The organism is Vibrio sp. J383 (assembly GCF_023503985.1).
Taxonomy (GTDB): Bacteria; Pseudomonadota; Gammaproteobacteria; order Enterobacterales; family Vibrionaceae; genus Vibrio; species Vibrio splendidus.
The window spans coordinates 1,610,589-1,634,588 of the sequence record NZ_CP097294.1 but is presented as its reverse complement, the minus strand read 5'-3'; the positions used below and the strand labels follow the sequence as shown (position 1 = coordinate 1,634,588).

The 24,000-nt window shown below is 43.3% G+C and carries 20 protein-coding genes; 12 read left to right on the top strand and 8 right to left on the bottom strand.

The features are described from left to right. Positions 1 to 22 precede the first annotated feature (22 nt). From M4S28_RS23670 to M4S28_RS23655, 4 genes are all read left to right on the top strand, one after another. On the top strand, positions 23 to 973 hold the full coding sequence (locus M4S28_RS23670; protein WP_249633030.1) for a LysR family transcriptional regulator: 951 nt from the start codon (positions 23 to 25) through the stop codon (positions 971 to 973). Between the two features lie 473 nt (positions 974 to 1,446). Beyond that, on the top strand, positions 1,447 to 2,502 hold the full coding sequence (locus M4S28_RS23665) for a DUF1254 domain-containing protein (RefSeq protein ID WP_249633029.1): 1,056 nt from the start codon (positions 1,447 to 1,449) through the stop codon (positions 2,500 to 2,502). Between the two features lie 419 nt (positions 2,503 to 2,921). After that, entirely contained in the window at positions 2,922 to 4,448 is a 1,527-nt protein-coding gene (locus tag M4S28_RS23660) for a methyl-accepting chemotaxis protein (RefSeq protein ID WP_249633765.1), read from the top strand. Positions 4,449 to 4,830: 382 nt separating this feature from the next. Continuing rightward, complete coding sequence (locus M4S28_RS23655) at positions 4,831 to 5,370, top strand: type II secretion system protein (protein ID WP_054547173.1); 540 nt, start codon at positions 4,831 to 4,833, stop codon at positions 5,368 to 5,370. Positions 5,371 to 5,467: 97 nt separating this feature from the next. Here M4S28_RS23655 and M4S28_RS23650 read toward each other — a convergent pair whose 3' ends face one another. After that, entirely contained in the window at positions 5,468 to 6,850 is a 1,383-nt protein-coding gene (locus tag M4S28_RS23650) for an MATE family efflux transporter (RefSeq protein ID WP_249633028.1), read from the bottom strand. A 363-nt stretch (positions 6,851 to 7,213) separates the two neighbouring features. On the opposite strand from M4S28_RS23650, the gene M4S28_RS23645 reads away from it, so the two are divergent. The 3 genes from M4S28_RS23645 (at position 7,214) to M4S28_RS23635 (ending at position 8,849) form a co-directional block, all read left to right on the top strand. Continuing rightward, positions 7,214 to 7,528: a hypothetical protein gene (locus M4S28_RS23645; protein ID WP_026012397.1), complete on the top strand. Its 315-nt coding sequence runs from the start codon at positions 7,214 to 7,216 to the stop codon at positions 7,526 to 7,528. Positions 7,529 to 7,775: 247 nt separating this feature from the next. After that, complete coding sequence (locus tag M4S28_RS23640) at positions 7,776 to 8,150, top strand: hypothetical protein (protein WP_248384162.1); 375 nt, start codon at positions 7,776 to 7,778, stop codon at positions 8,148 to 8,150. Positions 8,151 to 8,258: 108 nt separating this feature from the next. Next, on the top strand, positions 8,259 to 8,849 hold the full coding sequence (locus M4S28_RS23635) for a hypothetical protein (RefSeq protein ID WP_249633027.1): 591 nt from the start codon (positions 8,259 to 8,261) through the stop codon (positions 8,847 to 8,849). A 371-nt stretch (positions 8,850 to 9,220) separates the two neighbouring features. Here the strand turns inward: M4S28_RS23635 and gcvP are convergent, their stop codons facing one another. The 3 genes from gcvP to M4S28_RS23620 form a co-directional block, all read right to left on the bottom strand. Continuing rightward, entirely contained in the window at positions 9,221 to 12,100 is a 2,880-nt protein-coding gene (gcvP, locus tag M4S28_RS23630; protein WP_249633026.1) for an aminomethyl-transferring glycine dehydrogenase, read from the bottom strand. An 88-nt stretch (positions 12,101 to 12,188) separates the two neighbouring features. Further along, a complete protein-coding gene (gene gcvH / locus M4S28_RS23625) occupies positions 12,189 to 12,569 on the bottom strand; it encodes a glycine cleavage system protein GcvH (protein WP_004730871.1) in 381 nt (126 codons plus the stop codon). 51 nt (positions 12,570 to 12,620) lie between these two features. Continuing rightward, positions 12,621 to 13,913: a serine hydroxymethyltransferase gene (locus tag M4S28_RS23620; RefSeq protein ID WP_017082299.1), complete on the bottom strand. Its 1,293-nt coding sequence runs from the start codon at positions 13,911 to 13,913 to the stop codon at positions 12,621 to 12,623. A gap of 441 nt (positions 13,914 to 14,354) precedes the next feature. On the opposite strand from M4S28_RS23620, the gene M4S28_RS23615 reads away from it, so the two are divergent. From M4S28_RS23615 to M4S28_RS23605, 3 genes are all read left to right on the top strand, one after another. After that, a complete protein-coding gene (locus tag M4S28_RS23615) occupies positions 14,355 to 14,978 on the top strand; it encodes a helix-turn-helix domain-containing protein (protein ID WP_017082298.1) in 624 nt (207 codons plus the stop codon). Between the two features lie 494 nt (positions 14,979 to 15,472). Beyond that, on the top strand, positions 15,473 to 16,606 hold the full coding sequence (gene gcvT / locus M4S28_RS23610; protein ID WP_029223675.1) for a glycine cleavage system aminomethyltransferase GcvT: 1,134 nt from the start codon (positions 15,473 to 15,475) through the stop codon (positions 16,604 to 16,606). Between the two features lie 264 nt (positions 16,607 to 16,870). Then, complete coding sequence (locus tag M4S28_RS23605; RefSeq protein ID WP_249633025.1) at positions 16,871 to 17,932, top strand: S1 family peptidase; 1,062 nt, start codon at positions 16,871 to 16,873, stop codon at positions 17,930 to 17,932. 92 nt (positions 17,933 to 18,024) lie between these two features. Here M4S28_RS23605 and M4S28_RS23600 read toward each other — a convergent pair whose 3' ends face one another. Beyond that, entirely contained in the window at positions 18,025 to 18,351 is a 327-nt protein-coding gene (locus tag M4S28_RS23600; RefSeq protein WP_004730914.1) for a hypothetical protein, read from the bottom strand. Between the two features lie 201 nt (positions 18,352 to 18,552). On the opposite strand from M4S28_RS23600, the gene M4S28_RS23595 reads away from it, so the two are divergent. Beyond that, positions 18,553 to 18,870, top strand: coding sequence for a helix-turn-helix transcriptional regulator (locus tag M4S28_RS23595; RefSeq protein WP_004730913.1), 318 nt, complete (start codon positions 18,553 to 18,555; stop codon positions 18,868 to 18,870). A 94-nt stretch (positions 18,871 to 18,964) separates the two neighbouring features. Here the strand turns inward: M4S28_RS23595 and arfB are convergent, their stop codons facing one another. After that, positions 18,965 to 19,375, bottom strand: a complete 411-nt coding sequence (gene arfB / locus M4S28_RS23590; protein WP_004730912.1) for an alternative ribosome rescue aminoacyl-tRNA hydrolase ArfB — start codon at positions 19,373 to 19,375, stop codon at positions 18,965 to 18,967. Between the two features lie 87 nt (positions 19,376 to 19,462). On the opposite strand from arfB, the gene M4S28_RS23585 reads away from it, so the two are divergent. Next, a complete protein-coding gene (locus M4S28_RS23585; protein ID WP_102534169.1) occupies positions 19,463 to 20,068 on the top strand; it encodes a beta-phosphoglucomutase family hydrolase in 606 nt (201 codons plus the stop codon). A gap of 36 nt (positions 20,069 to 20,104) precedes the next feature. Here M4S28_RS23585 and M4S28_RS23580 read toward each other — a convergent pair whose 3' ends face one another. Continuing rightward, positions 20,105 to 22,009, bottom strand: a complete 1,905-nt coding sequence (locus tag M4S28_RS23580; protein ID WP_249633024.1) for a sensor domain-containing diguanylate cyclase — start codon at positions 22,007 to 22,009, stop codon at positions 20,105 to 20,107. A gap of 237 nt (positions 22,010 to 22,246) precedes the next feature. Then, complete coding sequence (locus tag M4S28_RS23575) at positions 22,247 to 23,995, bottom strand: formate--tetrahydrofolate ligase (RefSeq protein WP_249633023.1); 1,749 nt, start codon at positions 23,993 to 23,995, stop codon at positions 22,247 to 22,249. Between the last annotated feature and the right edge of the window lie 5 nt (positions 23,996 to 24,000).

Here is a 24,000-nt window from a genome sequence, read left to right as displayed (position 1 = left end):
ATATTACTCGGATGCATGTCTTATGATGACTATCGAACAACAGCTTTCTCGGTTGGACCTAAACTTATTAGTGTCGTTGAGTGTTTTAATCAAAGAGAGGAATGTAACGCGCGCAGCCAATACTTTGTATCTGTCTCAGCCTGCGATGAGTCGTACGTTAAGTCGCTTGCGAGAGTTGTTTGATGATCCACTGTTTTATCGAGAGTCTAATGGTTTAGTGCCGACGCAAAAAGCGCTAGAACTGCAAGCACCTTTAGAAGAGTTGCTGTTGGCGATGCGAAGCCTAGTAACGAAATCTGCGTTTGATCCTGCTGAGTGTGTTCAAACGTTTGTTGTCTCTGTACCGCCATTAATGAGTCGGATGCTTTCTGTGCCCCTTGCTGAACGGTTCATGCACGATGCGCCAAACGCCAGTCTTATCGAATATCCGATTGCAAAAACGCCTACTAGCCAACTGTTATCACGAGATGTGGATTTTACCATTCACATTGAAGCCCCGAGTAATCCAATCGAGTTCCCATATGTGAGTCTTGGCCAGATCTATCCGGTATTTTATGTTTCTGAACATCACCCTTTAGCGAAAGCTAAAAATGTCACGCTTGAGCAGTGCCTCGAATCTCGCTTTGTCGACCTCACGCTCGATATCCGTTCGAATTATGGTCTGCAACACCCTGTAGACACTTACTTAGTTAAGAATGGAATGCAGAGAGATATTGCCTTTAAAAGCGGACAGCTTCTTACGCTGGTGGAAGTGATGCAGAGTTCGAATACGATATTGGTTGCGACCCACAAATTGACTGAACTAGAGGGAATAGGCGACAAGATAGTGCCGATATTCTCTCTAGATAATGTTCCCGAGTTAATGTTCGAACTGTTTTTGATTGAGCATAAGAGAACCGTTACCAGCCCAGCACACCAATGGTTTAAGAACTTAATCGTGTCCGTGATTGAAGACGTTGTTTGTGAAAGTTGATTAAGGCTACGGACTTTAGATCTGGCCTAAGCGATAACTGACCTAAGTAATAACCAGTTTGAGCAATAACTGACCTCCAGTTTTCATATGGATCTCGTTTACATACTTCAGCGCCTGTGATTCATAACATGACGTCTTCCTTTCCTGCTTCATTCTCTCTAATCATTAGTTGGTTTGCGCTCAGCCAATGTCAACTGCCAGCCAATTTCAACGACAGCCCTAAACTGGATTAATTGCCCTACCTGTCTATTGTTAAGCCGTGAGCCTGTTGAAGGTAATAGATCATATCAAGAATAAATCGACGGTGGTGACATGAATTTCGTGCATATCTCTTATACGGCGATGTCATTTGTGAATTTATGCTGCCTTGATAACATTGTTCACAAGTTGAGCGGTTAACGAACTAACTGTTCGAACAAAAACAAATGGACTATGTATTGATTTAGCGTTATCGATTTTATTAGAGGTCAACAATGAAAAAATTAGCATTAGTAGTTTTAGGTTTAAGCGCAGTTTCTCTTTCTTCTTACGCAGCTGAAGAAGTTTCAACTCTGACAGAGTTCTTCAATGCCGATGGTGAAGTGACTACCGTCGACAATTATGCGGTGTACGAAACGTCACGCCAATATTTGAAAAACCAAGAGCTTGTTGGCGTTAATAAATTCCTACACAAGCGCGAGCTAACACCAACCGATAAACAGCCTGTGGTTCGAATGAACCGAGACACTTACTACTCAATGGCTGTGATTAACGTTTCGCAAGGCGCGACGATTACGTTGCCTGAGATTCCTGAAGGCAAATACATGTCGATGGAAGTGATTACAGAAGACCACCGTATTCAGCCAATGCAATACGGTTCTGGTACGTTTGATCTTTCTACACACAGTGGTGACCACGTTTATGTCATCGTTCGTACCGATGCGACGTTCACTAAAGATGAAGTTCATAAAATCCAAGATCACATGAGCATAGATGCAAAAGCAGATGGCGAATTCATGGCAATGAAAGTGGATGAAAAATCATTCGATGAGGTAGAGAAAAACCTTAAGATGGAAATGCCAAAACTACTGAAACGCGATGGTGCTCAGGCGACGTTTGGTATGTTTACCAGCCCTGAAGATGCTTCAAAAGAGATGTTTACCAAAGAGAAATACGCGGTTGGGGCTGCAATCGGTTGGGGCGGTGCACAACTGGAAGATAACATTTATGAGGTATCTGGAAACTTCCCAGCAGATACATGTCATCAAGCAACCTTTGATGATCCTAAGAACCAAGCGTTTTGGTCGGTAACGGTATACAACAAGCAAGGTTTCATGTTTGGTGAAGTGGCGAATGTAAATTCTAATAACGCTGAAAAGAATGCAGACGGGACGTATACTGTGAGCTTCGGTTGTGGTGACGATGCAGTAAACAACATTAAAACAGCGAATGAATCGGGTGTATTTAACTTAGGATTCCGTCACTACATTCCAAGCCAGAAAGTACGTGATGGATTCCGAGTACTTCCTTATGTGAAAGAGATTAATTAAAACGATATAGTTTAAACGGAATAGCTTAAAACGAGATCGCAAAATATCGATTCAAGAAGCGCGTTATTGCCACTGGCAGTAACGCGCTTTTTTATTTGTTCGATAGCAGTGTATCGGGCCTATTGCTGTGTATTCGCGCGTGTTTTGCTAAGTGATTTCATTAGTTGTTAATCGAATTTCTAAGTGTAGATTCCGAGTTATATATGCCATATGTTATGTAAGTGTGACTAACATATGCTTTTCATATAATTTAGCTAAAGTTATCGTGATTTTGACAGATAAAGGATTAGTGGGGAGCTCTAACACGAGATAGAACGTGCGGGCTTTGGTTTCAGTTATTGAAACCTTCAGAGAACTTTTAACAAACTTGCGTCGAGACAACCTAAATGAAGAAAACAATCCTATTTGCCGTTTTTATTATGTTTGGCATTGCAGTCGCTGCGAGTATGGCGTCAACCTATTTCATTTCAAGCGAAAAAATCGATGAAATAATATTGAACAAATCTCAAGTTCAAGCTGAATTCTTGGCTGGAAATGCTGGGTATATCTTAGAGAATTCGGATAATCCAGTTAAAGATTTACAAAAGCTGGTGGGTGAGCTGAAACAGCGATCTGATGTCACTTATGCCATTGTTATTGATAGTAACGTAAGTGCTATTGCTCACAGCGATAAAAATAAACTTAATAAGGTTTACGAAGATAGCTATACAGTTAAAGGTGCAACCCAAGGCGTACAACAGTATTCAAAATGGTACGCTGATGTTCAAAAAGTATGGGTGTTTGACATCATGGCACCTATCTACGTCAACGGTGAGCTGTACGGCACCTTTGATATCGGCATTCCTATCACAGAGGTTAGCCAAGCAACGAACGGTATTATTAGCTACCAGCTCGCTTCAATGGTTTTCATTTTTGTTGTTTGTCTCGTTGTTCTATCGCTTCTTCTTAGCAAACTGATGCAACCTCTCTTAGTATTGAAAAACACATTACACGATATTTCTGAAGGTGATGGTGACCTATCAGTACGTCTGCCTATCAAAGGGAATGACGAAGTTGCTCAAATCTCATCGGCTTTCAATGTGTTCGTTGGCAAAGTGCACGAGATAATTACGCAAACAGTGAATACGGGTGTCGAATTAAATAAGACCGCTATTGGGCTTCGTGAACAGTCGCAGCAAGCTTTGCAAAGAGGACAAGAGCAGAACGAACAAACCATGTTGGTCGTGACGTCTATGAATGAAATGATTGCCACGGTTAATGAAATTGCATCTAGCGCGGCTGGTGCTGCAAGCGCGGCAAACATGGCGGCGAGTGAAACTCAAGAAGGTCATAAGACGATTGAGAAGACCACGACTTCAATTTCGAACCTTGAAGCCGAAATGAATAGTGCTTCTGACATCATTGTGAGCCTTGCTGATAATACTCAGTCGATCGGTACTATTCTTGACGTTATTCGAGGTATCTCTGAGCAAACGAACTTACTGGCACTTAATGCTGCAATTGAAGCTGCACGTGCTGGTGAAGCTGGCCGAGGCTTTGCTGTCGTTGCTGATGAAGTTCGTAACCTAGCGACAAAAACAGCACAATCTACCGATGAAATTGACACTATGATCAACCAACTTCAAACCGAAGCTAAGAACGCTGTTAGTTCGATGAGTAATAGTAAGAGCTTAATTGAAGAGGGTACGACTGAAACTGAAATGGCTCGCCAAGCTTTGGAAAAAATTTCCACGCAAGTTTTGGCTATTCTTGATATTAATACGCAAGTCGCAACGGCAACGGAGCAGCAGTCAGCGGTAGCGAATGAAATTAATATGAACATGGATACGGTTAATAGCTCAGTCAAAAACGGTTTGAGCGCAAGTGAGAAATTAGAGCAATCAAGCCAGCAGCTGGCAGAGTTATCACAAGTTCTCGATCGTTATGTCGGTTCATTTAAAATCTAGAATTCCCAACATATCTCTTTAAGAGAGGTGTGGGTCTCCAGTTATTTAATAGCGCTTATGTCATACATGAGCGCTATTTTTTTGCGATATGCAGACGCAGATCTCCGATAGAGCGCAACAGAAATGAAGAATGTACCTGCAGTGTAATATCGAAAATTTGACCTATTTAGAAACAACGCGATCAAATAAGACAGTGACAGCAGGCACTTGCTTTTATTTCCGCATGCGTAAGGTCAAAAAATCGACTAAACAACAGCTCTGACGCGACACATAAGGTGTTACGCATCTCATCACGATGTATAGTTATTGATAGTTCATTCAGTAATTGTATCTGTAGTTGTCAGTTGATGTGGGTGTTATGAAGAAAAACGGATTTACTTTAATGGAATTAATCATTGTGATCGTGATACTTGGAGTATTGGCCGTTACAGCAGCCCCGAGGTTTCTTAATATTCAAGAGTCAGCAAGAGAAGCGGTACTTGAAGGTGTTGCTGGTGCGATGGAAGGCGTGATCACGCAGGTGACTTCTAAAGCCATTATTGTTGGGCTTAACCCGGACGCAACAAACCCAGGTGATCAGAGCAACTATGTAATTGATTTTGGTATCGGTAGCGTTGAAGTCGATTGGGGAACACTTTGCCCTGAAAGCCGAGGGGAGTCCGGAGACAAGTTAAAAATGCTCGATTTCCTTACCTTGTCAGATGATGACAGTATTATCTCAGATTATGGAAATAGACATACGGTAGTCGGATACAATCAACCTTTTAGTGACGCAGACCTGAACAGCAATAATATTACCGACGATGCCTTACCTTCGGGTTGTTATGTTATCTATGATTCTTTTGGCGGCAGGACAAGTGGAGACACATGTCCAGTAGATGGTTGTGAGTGTACAGTTCGGGTTATGAACGATGAGTGTTAAACCAAGCACATCATCTGGTTTATAGAAATTCAATAAAAAAGCGCGTTATTGCCGAGTAGCAATAACGCGCTTTTTTGTATTAGCTTAATGATTTGTCTTAGTTTACCAATGGAGCACTTGCTGATGGCAAGTCACGCTTCTTAATCACGTATCGCAAGCGAATTAACATCAGTGTCGCTGAAACGCTCAAGCCCGTTAGAATACCAATCCAAAAACCTTCTTCACCCATTGCAGGAACAATGTGGTCTGTTAAGCCTAATACCATGCCGAGTGGCAGTGCCAAGCCCCAATATGAAGCGATGGCTAAGATCATCGGGATCTTAGTGTCTTTATAGCCGCGCAGTGCGCCGTTAGCAGACGTTTGCAATGCATCACTAAACTGGTACATCGCCGTAAAGGTCAACAATACTGCTGCCGTAGCACTTATTGCAGGGTCGGTGGTGTAAAGTCTAATGATCCACTCAGGGAACAGCAGGAACATCGCAACTGAAAGTAATGAAATCAACGCGGCAACCAAAATGCCGACTTTGCTGCGTTCAATTGCGCCTAGTTCGTCTTTCTCACCTAATGCATGTCCAACACGAATCGTAATGCCAAACGAGATACTCATTGGAATAACGTAAGTTAGGCTCGAGATGTTAAGTGCAATTTGAGCCGCTGCTACGTTCTCTGCACCAATACGGCCGATCATAAGAGCGATAACCGCAAAGATACTGCCACACACCGCGATGTTCATCCCGATAGGTAAACCTAATCTTAGAAGGTGGAGCATCTCTTTTGCTTTTGGCTTCGCGTCTGCAAAGCTAATAATAGTTTTGTAGTGGTGATGGCCTTTAATGTAGGAATACAGCATTCCCGACATTAACCAGTACACCAAGCTTGTCGCCCAGCCACAACCTACAGCGCCCATTTCAGGGAAGCCAAATTTACCGTAAATAAGCACGTAGTTGACCGGAATGTTCACCAACAAACCAATTACCGAAATGATCATCGGCACTTTGGTGTTGTTCATACCTTCACAGAAACCGTTCAAGGTGTAGAACAGGGCAATACCCGGCACACCAAAGGCGAGGGCGAAAGCATAATCACTACCGATAGGAATAATCTCAGCGGCTACACCAATCCACTCTAAGATCGGTTTCGCACTCACCAAATAAGCGATGAGTAATACGCTAGCAATTAATGCAAGCCAAACCATCTGGAAGAATTCAACAGAGATACTCTGAAAGTCGCGAGCGCCACGGTGGTAAGCAACGACAGGCGTTAACGCCATAATCACGCCACGCAGTAGCAGTAACACTGGGATCCAAAGGCTAGTGCCAAGTGCAATAGCGGCGAGGTCGGCAGGGCTTACTTGGCCAGCCATTGTCGTATCGACAAATCCCATCGCTTGGGTAGCTATTTGAGTCAAAATGATTGGAATCGAAAGATGCATAAGCGCACCCGATTCACGAGTAAAAGGACGAAGTTTCGTTAGCATGGAAGTTCACAACACCAATATAAATACACGAATGATGGCAGGATGGCCGGTGTGTATTTTAGGATGTGCCCCGTTGGGCGGGCGACAATATAAACACCTTACCGTATAGGGTCAAGCATTGGATTTATTGAGTCTCACTAGCTTTGAGGTAGGGGCCGATTCTGATGGTCAAAACACAACACTAACTCACGTAAGTTATTGATTTATTGTAAATCATGCTAGTTGGATAATTTCTATATTTGCCACGCTAATCACTAAGGTTGTGGTATAAGTGATTGTTATGGAAAGACAAAGGCTAGTACAATTGGTGACTAATGAACTAGGCAGAATTTTCTGTAGCACAGCTGTTATACAAATACAGGGATGAAAATGGAAATTACAGTTAAGAAAATATCGAAAAGGTCTCTTTTCAAAATGCTCTTTATCGGCTTTAGCCTGAGCTTCTTTGTCTTCTTTTTAGTATGTGGTATCGCATCTATATTTGGTGCGGAGACTGTAAAGTGGGATGAAACACCAGTAACGGGCATATCAGGCCTGCTGCTCGCCTTGGCTATGTGGCCAATATTTAGTTTGTTTCTAACATTATTTATGTGGTGCTTTGTAGCATTTGGCTTGTGGATTTACTCTTTGGTTAAACCTCTGAACCTGCTCTTTAAAGAAACTGCAGAGCACAATTAACCACTTGTATAACAAGAAGGTTAAGTTTGATTCACAACGTTTGGCACTTTCAATTCAAGCCGATTTTGAGTTTATGGCAAAATGGATTAGCCAAGGTGTTAGCATTCAATTGAGGTCGTAATGTACGAAGTTGTTTATAATATAAAGTTTGAAGGGTTGTGGTCACTTTGCTTCGCTCTTCCCGGTTTGTTATTTATATATATCGGCTGAAGGTTATAAAAATAGAAAGAAATTATCCAGTTGGGATGTGCAAGTTGTTGGTAAGCCTGCGACTGAACAAAGCATAGGTATGGTTTTCAAAATACTCCTTATTTTTTCAGTGCTTTGGACTGCTTTAAGTGGGGGCAGCTTAATAATTCAATTATATTCCCTTTTATCTGATTACGGTCAGGGTGAATATGATGTTGTTGAAGGAAGTGTTGAGAACTTTAACCCGATGCCTTATGGAGGGCATCAACAGGAAAGTTTTACTGTTGAGGGTGTTAAATTTAGTTATTCAGACTTTAGTATCTCCCCTGGTTTTAATAATACTAAGTCGCATGGCGGGCCTATAAGAAAAGGGTTAAGGGTGAGGGTATCACATATAGATAATGTAATCCTGAAGCTTGAAGTGATGCGCTAAACACCGTGGTTTTTTATGCTACTTAGGTCTCTACTTAAACAGCATAGTTTTCCTATTCTGTTTGATTGTATAAAAGCGACCCTACGGAAATTATTGGAGGATGTGTCGATGACTTGTCTTAAGTGCCAAGAAAAAAGTGTTACTGATTTTTGTGTCAAAGTGCCTAAAAAATTTCTTTGGTTTTCATGGTATGGATATCAAAGACAGACCTTATGTCGAGAACATTTATTATTGGAATATCGCAAGTCATTTACTACGTCACAAGCACGATTGGTTGTCTTCTACCCCGACTTTGAATACAAAAGAAAAGGTCTCTATCAATACCTTCCAACTCCATTGCGTGAATTTGAAGAGTTTGTCCTTCACGACAATAAACAAGGGGAAAGAAAAGAAGATTTAATTGTTCTGAAAGAGATCTTTCGAAAATTACGTGGGTTTTGCGAGAAATGCGGCAAACCGGCACAGGTTGCTTTTTTTTGCACTGGTTCTTTTGCATGGGAACAAAAACCTTTTTCACCATGTACGACAAGTGATCAAGTAATCATTTCTTCTATCTGTGCGCAGCCTGAAATTCTGTGTATGCAGTGCTGTTATTCGCAGGTTGAACCCTCATTATCCGGATGCGACTTAAAGCGAATTGGTGGAATTCACTCTCTTCCTCAACATGGAGAGCATTGTTTAATTGGGGTTGAAGAATGAAACATGATTATATTTTGCAGACCCGGTTAAAGATAGGGCATACAAATGTTACATACTAGTTCTGTTTTTGGTTGTCTCTAAGGCACTGTCGAAAGCGTCCCTTAAGGGCTCAGCTCAAATTTACTGCCACAAAGCCAGTAGAAAAACAAAAAGACCAATCCCAAGCGTTACTTTTAGAAGCAAGCCAAGAGGGGCTCCACCTTTTGGCGCTTTATTGCAACATCCCATAATCAGTTCCTAATTCATCGTTGGTTTCACTCAACCTTAAACCTTTCCCTTACGGTAAGGTCAATGCTTTCTTAGTCATATAATTTGAAAAACAAAAAAGCGAACCAAGTGGTTCGCTTTTGTTTATCTAAAATCTACAAAAATTAGTCTTCGTAGTTGTCGATGCTTGGGCAAGAACAGATTAGGTTACGGTCGCCGTATACGTTGTCTACACGGTTAACTGTAGGCCAGTACTTCGAGTTCTTCGTTGCTTTCGATGGGAAGCAAGCCAGTTCGCGAGAGTAAGGGCGATCCCATTCTGCACCTGAAATGTCAACTTGTGTGTGCGGTGCGTTCACTAGAGGGTTGTTGTCTAGTGGCCATTCACCGGCTTTCACTGCTGCCATTTCGTGACGGATTGCGATCATCGCTTCACAGAAACGGTCTAGCTCTTCTAAATCTTCAGATTCAGTTGGCTCAACCATTAGCGTGCCTGCTACTGGGAAAGACATCGTAGGTGCGTGGAAACCGAAGTCCATTAGACGCTTAGCAATATCTTCTTCGCTGATGCCTGTGTCTTCTTTAAGCGGACGAATATCGATAATACATTCGTGTGCTACGCGGCCGTTAGTGCCACGGTAAAGAACAGGGTAGTGAGGACGTAGTTTCTCCATCACGTAGTTCGCGTTCAGAATCGCTACTTTCGTTGCGTCTGTTAGGCCAGGTTCGCCCATCATTGCGATGTAAGCCCAAGAGATCGGTAGGATTGAAGCACTACCTAGATCTGCAGCTGATACCGCGTAGTCAGAACCTTGTACACCGTTTTCGATGTGACCTGGTAGGAAAGGTGCTAGGTGCGATTTAACGCCGATAGGACCCATACCCGGACCGCCACCACCGTGTGGGATACAGAATGTTTTGTGTAGGTTCAAGTGAGATACGTCTGAACCGATGAAGCCAGGTGAAGTTAGGCCTACTTGAGCGTTCATGTTCGCGCCGTCTAGGTAAACCTGACCGCCCGCTGCGTGTACTTGTTCACACACTTCTTTCACTTGCTCTTCGTATACGCCGTGCGTAGAAGGGTAAGTGATCATGATGCTTGATAGGTTGTCTTTGTGCTTCTCGATTTTCGCTGCTAGGTCTGTCATGTCGATGTTGCCATCTTCATCACACTTAACAACCACTACCTTCATTGAAACCATTGATGCTGTTGCAGGGTTAGTACCGTGCGCAGAGCTTGGAATCAGACAAACGTTACGGTGAGCTTCACCGCGGCTTGCGTGGTAACGTTGAATCGCGATTAGACCTGCGTATTCACCAGATGCACCAGAGTTAGGCTGTAGTGAGAAATCGTCGTAACCAGTGATTTCACATAGCTTCTCTTTAAGATCTTTTGCTAGTGCTGTGTAACCCGCCGCTTGCTCTAGAGGTGCGAATGGGTGAATTGAACCAAACTCAGGCCATGTTACTGGAATCATCTCAGCAGCAGCGTTCAGCTTCATCGTACAGCTGCCCAGTGGGATCATGCCGTGCGTTAGTGAGAAGTCTTTGTTCTCAAGCTGTTTTAGGTAACGCATCATTTGCGTTTCGCTGTGGTGCGTATTGAATACTGGGTGAGTTAGGAACTCTGATTCACGACGGCAGTTTTCTGGAATTGCTGCAAACTCGTTTGATGCAATGTCAGAAGATAGTGCTTGAACGTCTTCTTTCACGTCGAAGATTGCGAATAGGGCATTCACGTCGTCGACTGTGGTTGTTTCATCTAAGCTGATACCGATTTTACCAACAAGTCGACGAAGGTTGATGTCTGCTGCTTGCGCTTTTGCGTACAGTGCATCTGTCTTCTCTTCAGAGTTGATCGTGATGGTATCAAAGAAGCTGTTGTTCGTGAGCTCGTAGCCCGATTTAGTCAGGCCAGCCGCTAGGATAGCTGTCATGTGGTGTGTACGACGAGCAATAGTACGTAGGCCTTCTGCACCGTGGTAAACCGCGTAGAAAGACGCCATGTTTGCTAGAAGTGCTTGAGCTGTACAGATGTTCGATGTCGCTTTCTCGCGGCGGATGTGTTGCTCACGAGTTTGCATTGCCATACGTAGCGCTTGGTTACCGTGAGTATCGATAGATACACCGATTACACGACCTGGCATTGTACGCTTATGCTTTTCACGAGTACCCATGAATGCAGCGTGTGGACCACCGTAACCCATAGGAACGCCGAAACGTTGCGCTGAACCGATGACTACGTCTGCGCCCATTTCGCCCGCAGGCTTAAGTAGAGCAGAAGCAAGTAGGTCAGTAGCCACTGTAACCAGTGTTTTGTTAGCTTGAGCTTTCGCAATGATGTCTGTTAGGTCACGAACTTCACCCGTTGTACTCGGGTATTGAAGAAGCGCACCAAATACGTCTTGCTCTGGAAGTGTTTCAAGAGCACCAACCATTACTTCAAAACCGATGTACTCAGCACGAGTTTTAACAACTTCTAGTGTTTGAGGGTGAACATCGTCAGCAACGAAGAATACTTTGCTCTTGCTTTTGCCAGCACGCTTACACAGTGTCATAGCTTCGCCAGCCGCTGTCGCTTCATCGAGAAGGGATGCGTTCGCGATTTCCATACCTGTTAGGTCCATTACCATTTGTTGGTAATTGAGTAGAGCTTCAAGGCGACCTTGAGAAATCTCTGGTTGGTATGGTGTGTAAGCTGTGTACCAGCCTGGGTTCTCTAAAACGTTACGTAGAATAACGTTTGGAGTGAATGTGTTGTAGTAGCCTTGGCCAATGAAAGTACGTTTCACTTGGTTTAGGTTAGCGATCTCTTTAAGAGAGGTCAGCATGTCCATTTCGCTCAGTGGCGCAGCAAGTGTCATTGGTTTTTCAAGACGGATTTGTGCAGGAACCGTTTCGTCGATCAGTGCGTCTAAGCTAGTCGCGTTGATCGCATCAAGCATTTTTTGCTGGTCTGCTTTATTAGGGCCGTTATGACGAGCAACAAACTCGTTTTGAGTACCCAAGTCTTTTAGTAATTGGCTTTGAAGTAATTCAGTCATGATATGTTCTACTTTCTCTTTGGAGCCGTGAGCTAGCCCCTAAAATTAAGCTGCTCCAAAGAGCAGCTTTATCGTAATGAGGAACCTATTAGTCTTCTTCGATAGAGCTTAGGTATTCTTCCGCATCTTTAAGGTTGTTTAGTTCAGACGCATCAGACATCTTCACTTTAACAATCCAACCACCTTCATAAGATTCTTCGTTAATTAACTCTGGGCTATCTTCTAATTCTTCGTTGATTTCTACGATTTCGCCAGAGATTGGTGCGTAGATATCAGAAGCTGCTTTCACTGATTCAACTAGAGAGAAGCTTTCGCCAGCTTCGATTTCGTCTCCAGTGTCAGGCAGGTCAACAAACACAACGTCACCTAGCATCTCTTGAGCGTGCTCAGAAATACCGATAGTTACAGTACCGTCACCGTTGTCTTTTACCCACTCGTGGCTGTCTGCAAACTTTAGTGTATTGTCCATTGCTTATTCTCCAAAAATTTATGAGGTTTTAATTTAAATCTTAAAAACGGTTTAACGGTAAAGAGGGAAGCGTTTGCAAAGCTCTTTAACTTGCTTGCGAACACGTTGCTCAACTTCAGCATTGCCTTCAGGGCTTTCAACTAAGCCATCAAGTACATCGCCGATCCATTCACCGATAAGTTTGAATTCTTCAGTGCCAAAACCACGAGTGGTTCCAGCTGGCGTGCCTAAACGGATACCAGAAGTAATCATAGGCTTCTCTGTATCGAATGGTATGCCATTTTTGTTACATGTGATCCCTGCACGCTCTAATGCTTCTTCAGTTACGTTACCTTTCAAGCCCTTAGGACGAAGATCAACCAGCATTAGGTGCGTGTCAGTTCCGCCTGTCACAATGTCACAACCGCGAGTTTGCAACACTTCAGCAAGAACTTTTGCGTTGTCGATCACTGAATCAATATAAGTATTAAATTCTGGGCCAAGAGCTTCGCCAAACGCCACTGCTTTAGCCGCGATAACGTGCATTAGTGGACCGCCTTGAAGGCCAGGGAACACAGCTGAGTTGATCTTTTTATTGATGTCTTCGTGGTTCGTAAGAATCATACCGCCGCGTGGGCCACGAAGTGTTTTGTGCGTTGTTGTAGTAACAACGTGTGCGTGTGGTAGTGGGCTAGGGTGAGCACCTGTCGCGATAAGACCCGCGATGTGTGCCATATCAACCATTAGGATAGCGCCAACTTCGTCAGCGATTTCGCGGAACTTAGCGAAATCAATAACGCGTGGGATAGCACTACCACCAGCAATAATCATTTTAGGTTGACTTTCGATTGCTAAAGCGCGAACCGCTTCGTAATCAATTTCAAGTGTGTCGCGGTCTACGCCATATTGAACGGCGTTGAACCATTTACCAGACATTGCAGGGCGCGCACCGTGTGTAAGGTGGCCACCAGCGTCAAGAGACATACCTAGGATAGTGTCGCCAGGTTGAAGTAGCGCAAGTTTAACTGCACCGTTTGCTTGAGCGCCAGAGTGAGGCTGTACGTTTACGTATTCACATTTGAACAGCTGTTTAGCGCGTTCAATCGCGATAGCTTCAACGGTATCTACGTGCTCACAACCACCGTAGTAACGACGGCCAGGGTAGCCTTCTGCGTATTTGTTGGTTAGGCAAGTGCCTTGAGCTTGCATTACTGCTTTAGAAACGATGTTCTCAGAAGCAATAAGTTCGATTTGTTCGTTTTGACGAGTGTTCTCTGCTTGGATGCCAGCAAATACTGCGTCGTCAGTACCAGATAGGTTCGTAGTGAAAAAACTGTCTAAGCTATGGTTTTGGTAAGCGTTCATTGTCGAGACCTTTCATTAAGCTAATGGTGATTATTTTTATAGTCCATTAGGTCTTACGTTGATTTCTGCATCGGTATCGTTTGCGCTATATAGGTATAGATAAACGTGAATTGCGTTATAAATATACTCTTACAGCGTCTAATCGATCGTTGTAGGGTCAATGCAGCACGAATTGTTTCCCAAAAAGTTCGGGTAAAAAACAGCTTTTACAAATGTTAAATCTATCATTTGCTGCAAGCCGAAGTAGCATCTCTTCATCTAACAAGTCGATAACATAGCTCCGATAAAATCAATTTTCAACAAAAATTTCCAATAGGAAACAACTTTTCTTGTTTTGCTACGGGGAGCACGCTTTATTTCTCTGTGTGCTCTTTAATCAACAAAGCGCTTCATGCAACAATGAAATTAATAGACAGGAAGCAAGAATTTAATGAGGGACCTATGTCAGAAGACATTTATGATGAGTACCCATCTTTAACGTTGGCGAAGGAAACGTTAGACCAGAATATCGAACCACTTAGGCTTGGCCAGCGTATTAAAGATATCCGCGGCAAGCTTGGGATTACGTTAGAAGAAGCGAGCCAACGTACTGGTTTAGCTCGCTCTACGCTCAGCAAAATTGAGAACGAGCAAATCTCGCCAACCTTCCAAGCGATGCAAAAACTAGCGATGGGCTTACAAATAAACATGCCCCAACTGTTTGAGCCACCAAGGAAAAAGGTAGCGACAGGGCGTCGTGACTTAACTAAGGCTGGTCAAGGTAAACCTCACCCAACCCCAACGTACGAGCATGAACTGCTTGCAACAGAGCTGTCTAATAAGAAGATGATGCCCTTTAAGAGTCGCGTGAGAGCGCGTACTTTTGAAGAGTATAACGATTGGGTACGTCACGACGGTGAAGAGTTTTTGATGATCATCTCTGGTGATGTGATGTTCTACTCAGAATTCTATGAACCTGTGCCAATGAGTGAAGGTGATAGCATGTATTACGATGCCAATATGGGTCACATGCTTATCTCGACCAGCGCAGAAGACGCGCTCATTTTGTGGGTGACAGCAAAATAAATTAACAAAGTTGGAATTTCTTATAGTGAATGCAACCGTTTGCTATTGTTTCTAACGTTTGCCAATAGACGCGATATTGATGTGATAATCATCAATATCGCGTTTTTGTATGCATCGAAAAATTGTTTTTAAATTGTTAAATGTCACATTTTGAACTGTTTTACTATTGTTAAGGGTGTAAAACTGACTCAGGCTTGTTTATTATAGTGAACACGGTTTACTCATGTTGATTGAAGTTTACTGAAGTGAATTCTTAGAAAGTGACTTGTAGAGCTTTTGTACAGCTAACCTGATTTATCAAGCTAACGATATAAGCCTATATAAAAGACATCACTTTTTACTATCTACTGTTTCTAAGGTTAAGACGTCAAGGTGACTAACGCGAATACGCTGAGGTGACTAATGATGAGACTTATCGTTAGAGGCGACTCTAAATAGAGATATAAGCGGCAGACTCGACTTTGGACAGCCTGCAACGCTTCATGGAGAAGAAAATGACTCAAGAACACGCTAATCAAGACCTACTAACAACACCACTGCATGCACTTCATGTTGAAGAGGGTGCAAAAATGGTTCCTTTCGCTGGCTACGATATGCCAGTTCAGTATCCACTAGGTGTAAAGAAAGAGCACTTACACACTCGTGATGCTGCCGGTCTTTTTGATGTTTCTCACATGGGGCAACTTCGTCTTCATGGCGCAAACGCAGCAGCTGTCTTAGAATCTTTGGTTCCTGTAGATATTATTGACCTTCCTTCTGGTAAGCAGCGCTATGCGTTCTTTACCAACGAGCAGGGCGGCATTATGGATGACCTGATGGTGGCTAACCTAGGCGATCACCTGTTTGTTGTTGTGAACGCGGCTTGTAAAACACAAGATATCGACCACCTAACTGCGCACCTTCCAGCTGACGTAGAAATGGAAGTGATTGATGATCGCGCTCTATTAGCACTTCAAGGCCCTAAAGCGTCTGAAGTTCTTGCTCGTTTCCAACCAAGTGTTGCAGACATGCTGTTCATGGACGTTCAAAAAGTCGATATCGACGGCGTAGAGTGCATCGTTAGCCGCAGTGGTTATACCGGGGAAGACGGCTACGAAATCTCAGTACCGAACGATCACGCTGAAGCACTTGCTCGTAAACTAACATCAGAAGCAGAAGTAGAGTGGATTGGCCTTGGCGCTCGTGACTCACTTCGTCTTGAGTGTGGTCTATGTTTATACGGTCACGACCTAGACACAACGACAACACCAGTAGAAGCTAGCCTTCTATGGGGTATTCAAAAAGTTCGTCGTACTGACGGTGAGCGTGCTGGCGGTTTCCCAGGCGCTGATATCATCCTTGAGCAAATCGCAACGAAAGATGTTCAACGTAAGCGTGTTGGTCTAGTGGGTCAAACTAAAGCACCAGTACGTGAAGGTGCTGAATTGTTCGATGCTGAAGACAACAAGATTGGCGTTGTAACGAGCGGTACTGCTGGCCCTAACGCTGGCAAGCCCGTTTCTATGGCGTACGTTCGTACAGACCTAGCAGCAATTGGCACTGAAGTATTCGCTGACGTTCGTGGCAAGAAGCTACCAATGACAGTAGAAAAAATGCCTTTCGTACCTCAGCGTTACTACCGTGGCTAATCTCTTTTAAGAGAAACCACTAAGCTAAATCAAAGCCTATTGTTTGCTTCTCTGTATTTGAGGGTGTTAACGGTAGGCTTTTTTGTTTTTCGCAACGTATAAACTTAGGATGATTGGCTGAGATAAGTTGTCGATAAATCCGTTTATAAAATGAGAGATGTGGCCATATCGTTACAAATACTTACTATACTCAGGGTTACGCCGTGTTATGGTGTCCACATATCATTTTTATAAATAAGTCGTAGCGGTTACAAGGAGTTAACTATGAATGTGAACTATGCAGTGAGTCCGGTTCGTAAAGCCGTTTTAGGGCTTTTAGCGCCATTGATTTACACATCAAGTGTTATGGCGACAGAAAACTCGGTCGAAAGTACTCCTAATACGGGTGTAACGCCTTATATCGTGAATGGTAGCAATGCTTCGGTCACTGAGTTTCCTTCGATGGCGAGCTTGTTCATTGATCGTATTGATTATGACGGTGTTTACTCTACAGGCCCTTACTGTGGAGCAACAATTTTAGATCCAACGCATATTCTGACGGCAGCACACTGTATTTACGGCAATGAAGAAGGGCAGTTATTTACGGTTGTCGTTCCTCAAATTGAAGATACTTCTCAGTTTCCTAATGGGAACATCCAAAAAGCGCGAGTCTCAGAAGTTTACTATCGCAGTGACTATTCAAATGCGTTGAGTGATCTATTACGCAATGATGTTGCTATTCTTAAGCTAGAAAGCGCACTTAATATCGATTCAGTTAACGATGTGGTTAAGCGTCCTTCCGATGAGAGTTACCGTTTTGGTGTTAATGACTTTGTTGCTGTTGGGCATGGTGATACACGTTCAGGCTTTGATGGGACAACTTTGTTGCAGAAGGCTGACCTGAATTACGTAGACAACGCTACTTGTACTTCAGCCTTTACTGACGGCTCAGCGTTAACTGATAATCAAATCTGTTTTAACGGCGATTACAGCGCATTTACCGGGCTATTTAATGGTACGTGTCAAGGCGATTCAGGCGGCCCAGTGTATTGGAAAGATGGTGCTGACTACAGACAAGTTGGTATTACCAGCTTTGGACCAGATACTTGTGGTGGTAGTGCTACTGTGACATCGGTATTCACTGAAATCCATGATTATGAAGCTTGGATAGACAGTGTGATTGCAGGAACTGAAACCGCTAAGTTTGTTTCTACTGATGCTAAGCGAACAGCTTATGTGAATGCACGTACATCGACTGGCTCTGGTAGCAGTGGCGGTAGTGTTTCATTTGGTTTGCTAGGTATGCTGATGTTGTTCGCGGGTCTTAGAAAAGCCGTGTTACGTTAGAACTTCAATGTTTTGAACAAGTCGACGCTGTATCTAACGATAGCGTCGACTTTTTTATGTCTGCAGGTTTAGCTGTTTAGTCATTTACCCGCTTAGTTGCTTAGTTCTACAACTGCTTTACGGCTGTACCTTTCTAGAATCTCGTCCATCTCTTTTATTGCATCGTTGATGCTTTTAATACCGCCTTGCGCGACATCTTTTTCATCTTGGTTCAACGCAGAAAAAGCCTGTCTTAATTCCTTGTCTTCCAACATGTTCCCGTGCAACAACACTTCTTTGTAAGTGAGTAGCCTATGCTGTACCGCGATAATTTGATTGCGGGTATTTTCTGATTCTAATGCGTGCTTGATGCAAGGAAATGCCAATGTATAGCGATTCGCAATTTCCAATTTGACGCCTTCATTATTCGCAATTTGCAATTTTTCTTATTTCCCAACACTTGAATATTCAAGTTTACTAGCCTGTACGCTCGCGACCGATCTAAGTGTCAAAGTTTATGAAACGTAACGTTTTTTAATAATCGAATAATATGCCTTTAATGGCGTATGTAAACCGTTGCGAGTCAATATGGTCTGCTTCTTGCTGAAATTAGGTCATAACTGTCTATTGAGGATAAGCTTATGTCACAAGAACCCATAATCATGGCGCTGATTGATCGCAGGAAGCTCGCCAATTTGTCCCAGGAAAAATTAGCCTCAAGTGCGGGAATGAGTTTAAAAACCTATCAACGAATCGAGCGTGGTGAAGCTGATATCAAAATGTCTCAGTATCGTTCGCTCACGAGGACGTTGAAAGTTACCGATTTGGATGTGGTACTGGATGTCGTTGGCGCATCACAAGCGACAGCGGAAGACGTAGCGGCGGTAAGTCGTTTACTGACTAGCGAAGAGCGCATGCTGTTAATCAAGCTGATTTTGTCGGTCAAAAAACAGCAGTAGAGTTTTGTTCTAATAGGTATCGTCTTTCCTCTAAATAAATAGAGTTAGAGCGGTTGTTTCATGGGTGACGTGTTCACTGGGTGACATGAAACAATTATTCTACTCTTCCGCGCAGTTGCTTGGTGGTGCTTCTTTGTTTCTTTCCTTCTAAACGTCTTTTCTGAGAGCCACGCGTCGGCTTAGTCGCTCGTCTCACTTTTTGAACTTTTGTTGCTTCCAAGATAAGTTCTTTCAAACGCACCAAAGCATCATCACGGTTTTGTTCTTGAGTTCTATACTGCTGGGCCTTAATGATAATCACGCCATCTTTAGTGATGCGGCTATCTTTGTGTGCAAGCAGTTTCTCTTTATAGAAATCTGGTAGGGTGGAGTGCTTGATGTCAAAACGCAAATGTATCGCACTTGATACTTTATTGACGTTTTGTCCGCCTGCTCCTTGTGCTCTGATCGCAGTTAACTGGAGTTCCCAGTCTTGAATCGAAACAGAGTTAGATATTTGTAACATAAACATCCATTTTGAACGGTAATATGGGGTCATGATACTGAATATTGGTTATGGTATCAGTAACTTTCTCAAAGAGTGGTAGTAGTGATGAAAATAGATTTAACGGCATATGATGGATTAATCTTTGATATGGATGGTACGTTGATCGATACAATGCCAGCACATGTAAAGGCGTGGCAGCAAACGGCTGAAGAATTCGGTTTTCATTTTGAAGCGTCTTGGCTGCATAGCTTAGGTGGCATGCCGAGTTATAAGATCGCGGGTGAGGTGAACAGTAAATACGGGTTATCGCTCGATCCACAAGCGGTTTCTACGTTTAAGATGGCGTCGTTTGCTGCGATTGAAGACAAAGGAGATATCATCCCTTGTACCCATTCTCTGTTATTAGAAAATTTAGGTAGCAAGAAGATTGCCGTCGGGACGGGTAGCCAACGTAAAAGTGCAGAACAGTTGTTGGACAAAACAGATATCTTGAGCAAGCTCGATATCCTAGTGACAGCAACAGACGTTAAGAATCACAAACCCAACCCAGATACCTTCTTAGATGCGTGTTTTGGTATGGGATTACAGCCAAAGCAGTGTGTTGTGTTTGAAGATACGAACTTAGGTAAACAAGCCGCTCATGCTGCGAAGATGGATTGTATTCTGGTGGTAGAAGGGAACAAGTTAGAGTTTTACCCGGCCCCAAGTTGATCGAGAGCCTAACAAGAGTGCTTGTACTATCTATTGTTAGGCTATTTCACTCATTTCTTTGTCTAGGAATAAGCATACATTGTTTCTACCTGCTGCTTTAGCTTCGTATAACGCTAAATCAGCGCACTTGTAGTTCAGCGCTGGATCATTGGTGATGTTAGTAATGCCGCCACTCACAGTGACTACGTTATCGAGTTCAAGGCTGACAGCAATTCTCAGCCTGTTGAGAACGTATTCAGCTCCTTCTGTTGTGGTGTGAGGCAGAATAACACCAAACTCTTCGCCACCAATGCGAGCAACAAAATCGGTTTCACGGCATTCACGCTGAAGTACTTGAGCGACTGTTTGAATGACTCGATCACCGTAATCGTGCCCAAATCTGTCGTTAATGCGTTTGAAGTAGTCAATATCCAAGATAGCTAAGCAAGATTGCTCGCGAGTAGGGTAACGATTCACACGAGAACATTCGTCACGAAGTTCAAGGTCAAATTTTCTTCGATTCCAGCAACCAGCTAATGCGTCTTTTTCACTTAGATTTCTGAGCTTTTTTTCGAGTTCTTTATGTTTACTAATATCGACAAAAGAAGCGACGTAAAACTGAATCACATCCTTCGAATCTTTGATGGTTTGGATTCGTAGTATTTCAGTGATCAAAGATCCGTCTTTACGGCGATTGACCACTTCACCTTCCCAAACTCCCGTCTTAGTGATAATGCTCCACATCTTGATGTAGAACTCTTGATTGTAGCGACCAGAGGCAAACATCGAAGGCTGACGCCCTTTTACATCTTCCAAATCGTAGCCACTCACGCGAGTAAACTCTTGGTTTACTTTGATGATTCGGTTATTTCGGTCAGTAATTACCAAGGCTGACATGCCATTCATCGCGGCTTTAGCCAGTTGGCTATCGATGCTGTTCTTTTTATGGTTACTGTTCCAAAGTACAAAACCAGCTGAAATCATCGAAATTAAGAAAGATAAGGTAATGATCTGCACGAATATGGCTTGTTTTTCTTGTCGGTATTGGCTGCTAAATTGTTGGTTTTCAACATGAAGAACCAAATAAATTGGTCCTTTAAATTGCTTTATTTTAGGGCTGATATCTGAGTGAAAATACCAGTTTTTACCATCAAAGTAGCTAGAAGAGGTATTTTCTTGAATGGCTTTCCAAAGCTCTGGGTAAAGCTTCGCATAGGTTTTATCTGAACGAGATTCAATAAGATGCCCAAACGATTCTTCGATATCAGGGCCCATGATGACATGTCCGGTTCTGTTAAGAATGACTGGGACGGCTGATGATGGACCGATTTGATAAAGAAGGCGGTCGTAGACCTCAAGCATATTAAGGTTAGCAATAAAGTAGCCAATAATACGATCTTCTGAGGCGACGGGTGTCATTATCCTCAAGGCTGGCATCAAAGGATGGACGACTTCACCATTCTCAATCTCTAAATCGATACCGTTGGAGCTTACTTCTCCAATCTTCAGTCGGTGGAGATCTTTAAAGTAGCTACGAGCCGACTTGTTCTGCAGTTTATTCTCAGGAACTATTGTCGCTTTCTTGTTGTTGTAGTTGATACGGTAAACCTCGTTACCTTCTAGGTCGAGATAGCGAAGTTGAGAATAGTATTGTTGTCCGCGAGCTAACATCACCCACAGATCTTGCAGAGCTTGTTTATGAACAATTGATGGTTCTTCAATTGCGCGAAGTAACGTTTGAGAGTCTGCGATAGAAGGAACAGAATTAGATATTTGCTCAACAATAACGGCCAGTTCGTGAAAACTGTATTCGATTTGGTTTTGGCTAGACTGCTTAATATTTAGAGTATGCTGAGCATCAATTCTGTCAAGTTCAGAATTGATGTAGAGGGCAGGGACTAATCCTAGGGCAAATATGGTGCATAGAAATTGGCTGACTAGTTTTTTTATACTCGTATTCATCACTGTCCTCAAAGAATCAGCGCAATACTATATATTTTATGGGGTTTTTAATGTGATCTTAACCCAGAACTTAAAACAAGATTTGCATATAACTACGATTTTACTGCAACTTTTTGCATTTAAGCTTGATTATTGAGCAATCACTTCGTTAGGAAATGATTGCTCAATATAGAACGCCGCTCTGAAACTTGAGCCCAATTAATCGCGATTAATTGCCGTTTATCTAGCTAAGGACACCTAGCTTAGGCCGATAATATTTCCATTACTATCAATATCTAATGACATGAAAGCCGGTTTGTCAGGTAAGCCTGGCATGGTCATTACGTTGCCGCACAAAGCGTAGACGAAGCCGGCACCAGCACACAGTTTGAGCTCTCTAACGGGTACGTCAAACTGAGTGGGTGCACCCTTTATTTGAGCTTCTGTTGAAATCGATAATGGCGTTTTTGCCAAACAAACCGATAGGTCGCTATAGCCGTGTTGGTTGAACTCAGTTAGTTGCTTTCTTGCCAGTGGTGATAGCGAAATACTTGCTGCGCCGTATCCGACTTCAGCGACTGCCATCAGTTTCTCTTCTAAGCTTTGCTCAGAGTAGTACAAAGGCTTAAATTTACTCTCTGTTTGGCATGCTTTTACCACGGCGTGAGCCAACTTAATTGCACCTTCACCACCTTGACCAAAGGCTTCACTCACTTCAACGCTGACACTTGGGTCAAAGTCGATGATCATTTGTTTCAATGCGTCGAGCTCTTGAGCTGAATCTTGTGGGAATCGATTGATCGCAACGACAGTAGGCACTTGGTATTGTTTAACGTTGTTGATGTGCCATTTAAGGTTCTCAAAGCCTGCAGTGAGTGCGTCTTGATCGTCATTAAAGATTGAATCAGGTAATGGAGTACCCGGTCTCAAATCGTATAAACCAGAGTTGGCTTTTAATCCGCGTAATGTTGCGACAACTACTGCGCAATCGGGCTTCTTGTTCGACGCTTTAACCTTGATGTTACACGCCTTCTCAAAACCCATGTCTGAGCCGAAACCACCTTCTGTCACGACGAAGTCACTCAGCTTTAACGCGATCTTATCAGCAATAATAGATGAGTTACCGTGTGCGATGTTAGCGAAAGGCCCTGCGTGTATTAGAGTAGGAACGCCTTCAAGGGTTTGCATCAATGTTGGTTCAATAGAGTCCTTCATCGTTACTGTCATAGCGCCCGCGACGTTGAAGTCTTCTGCGGTTAATGGCGAACCTTGATTGTTGTATGCGAGTACCACACGGCCGATACGCTTGCGTAGGTCTTGTAGATCATCGGCAAGAGCGAGAATAGCCATCAGCTCTGAAGCGGCTGAGATATCAAAACCATCTTCGCGTTCAAGGCCATTAATTGTTTTGTCTGCTTCGTTTTTGCCTACTGTGATCATGCGCAATGCACGGTCATTATGGTCCAGTACACGTCGCCAAACGATTCTACTAGGATCAATGTTGAGTGCTTTTAAGCCTGAACGTGCTTCAAAGGCTTCTAATCCTTCACGGTGTTCATGATATAAGCGTGCATCAATGGCTGCAGAGGCGAGGTTATGAGCGGCTGTCACGGCGTGAATGTCACCAGTGAGGTGAAGGTTTAATTGCTCCATAGGGGCGACTTGAGAGTAACCACCGCCCGCTGCGCCGCCTTTTACACCAAATACTGGGCCCATTGAAGGCTGGCGAATGCAGGCCATCGCAGATTGGTTAATCTTTGCGAGGCCTTGCGCTAAACCGATAGTAGTGACGGTTTTTCCTTCGCCAAGAGGCGTTGGTGTGATAGCAGTCACCACGACCAATTTACCATCTTGTTGGTTAACGAGGCGTTCAAGCGATGTCAGAGACACTTTAGATTTGTATTGCCCTAATGGCTGATGTTCGTTGTGTTGCAGGCCAGCTTGTTTGGCAACTTCACTGATGTTTTTAAGGGGAGTAGAGCGACAAATATCAATATCAGACAGCATATTTG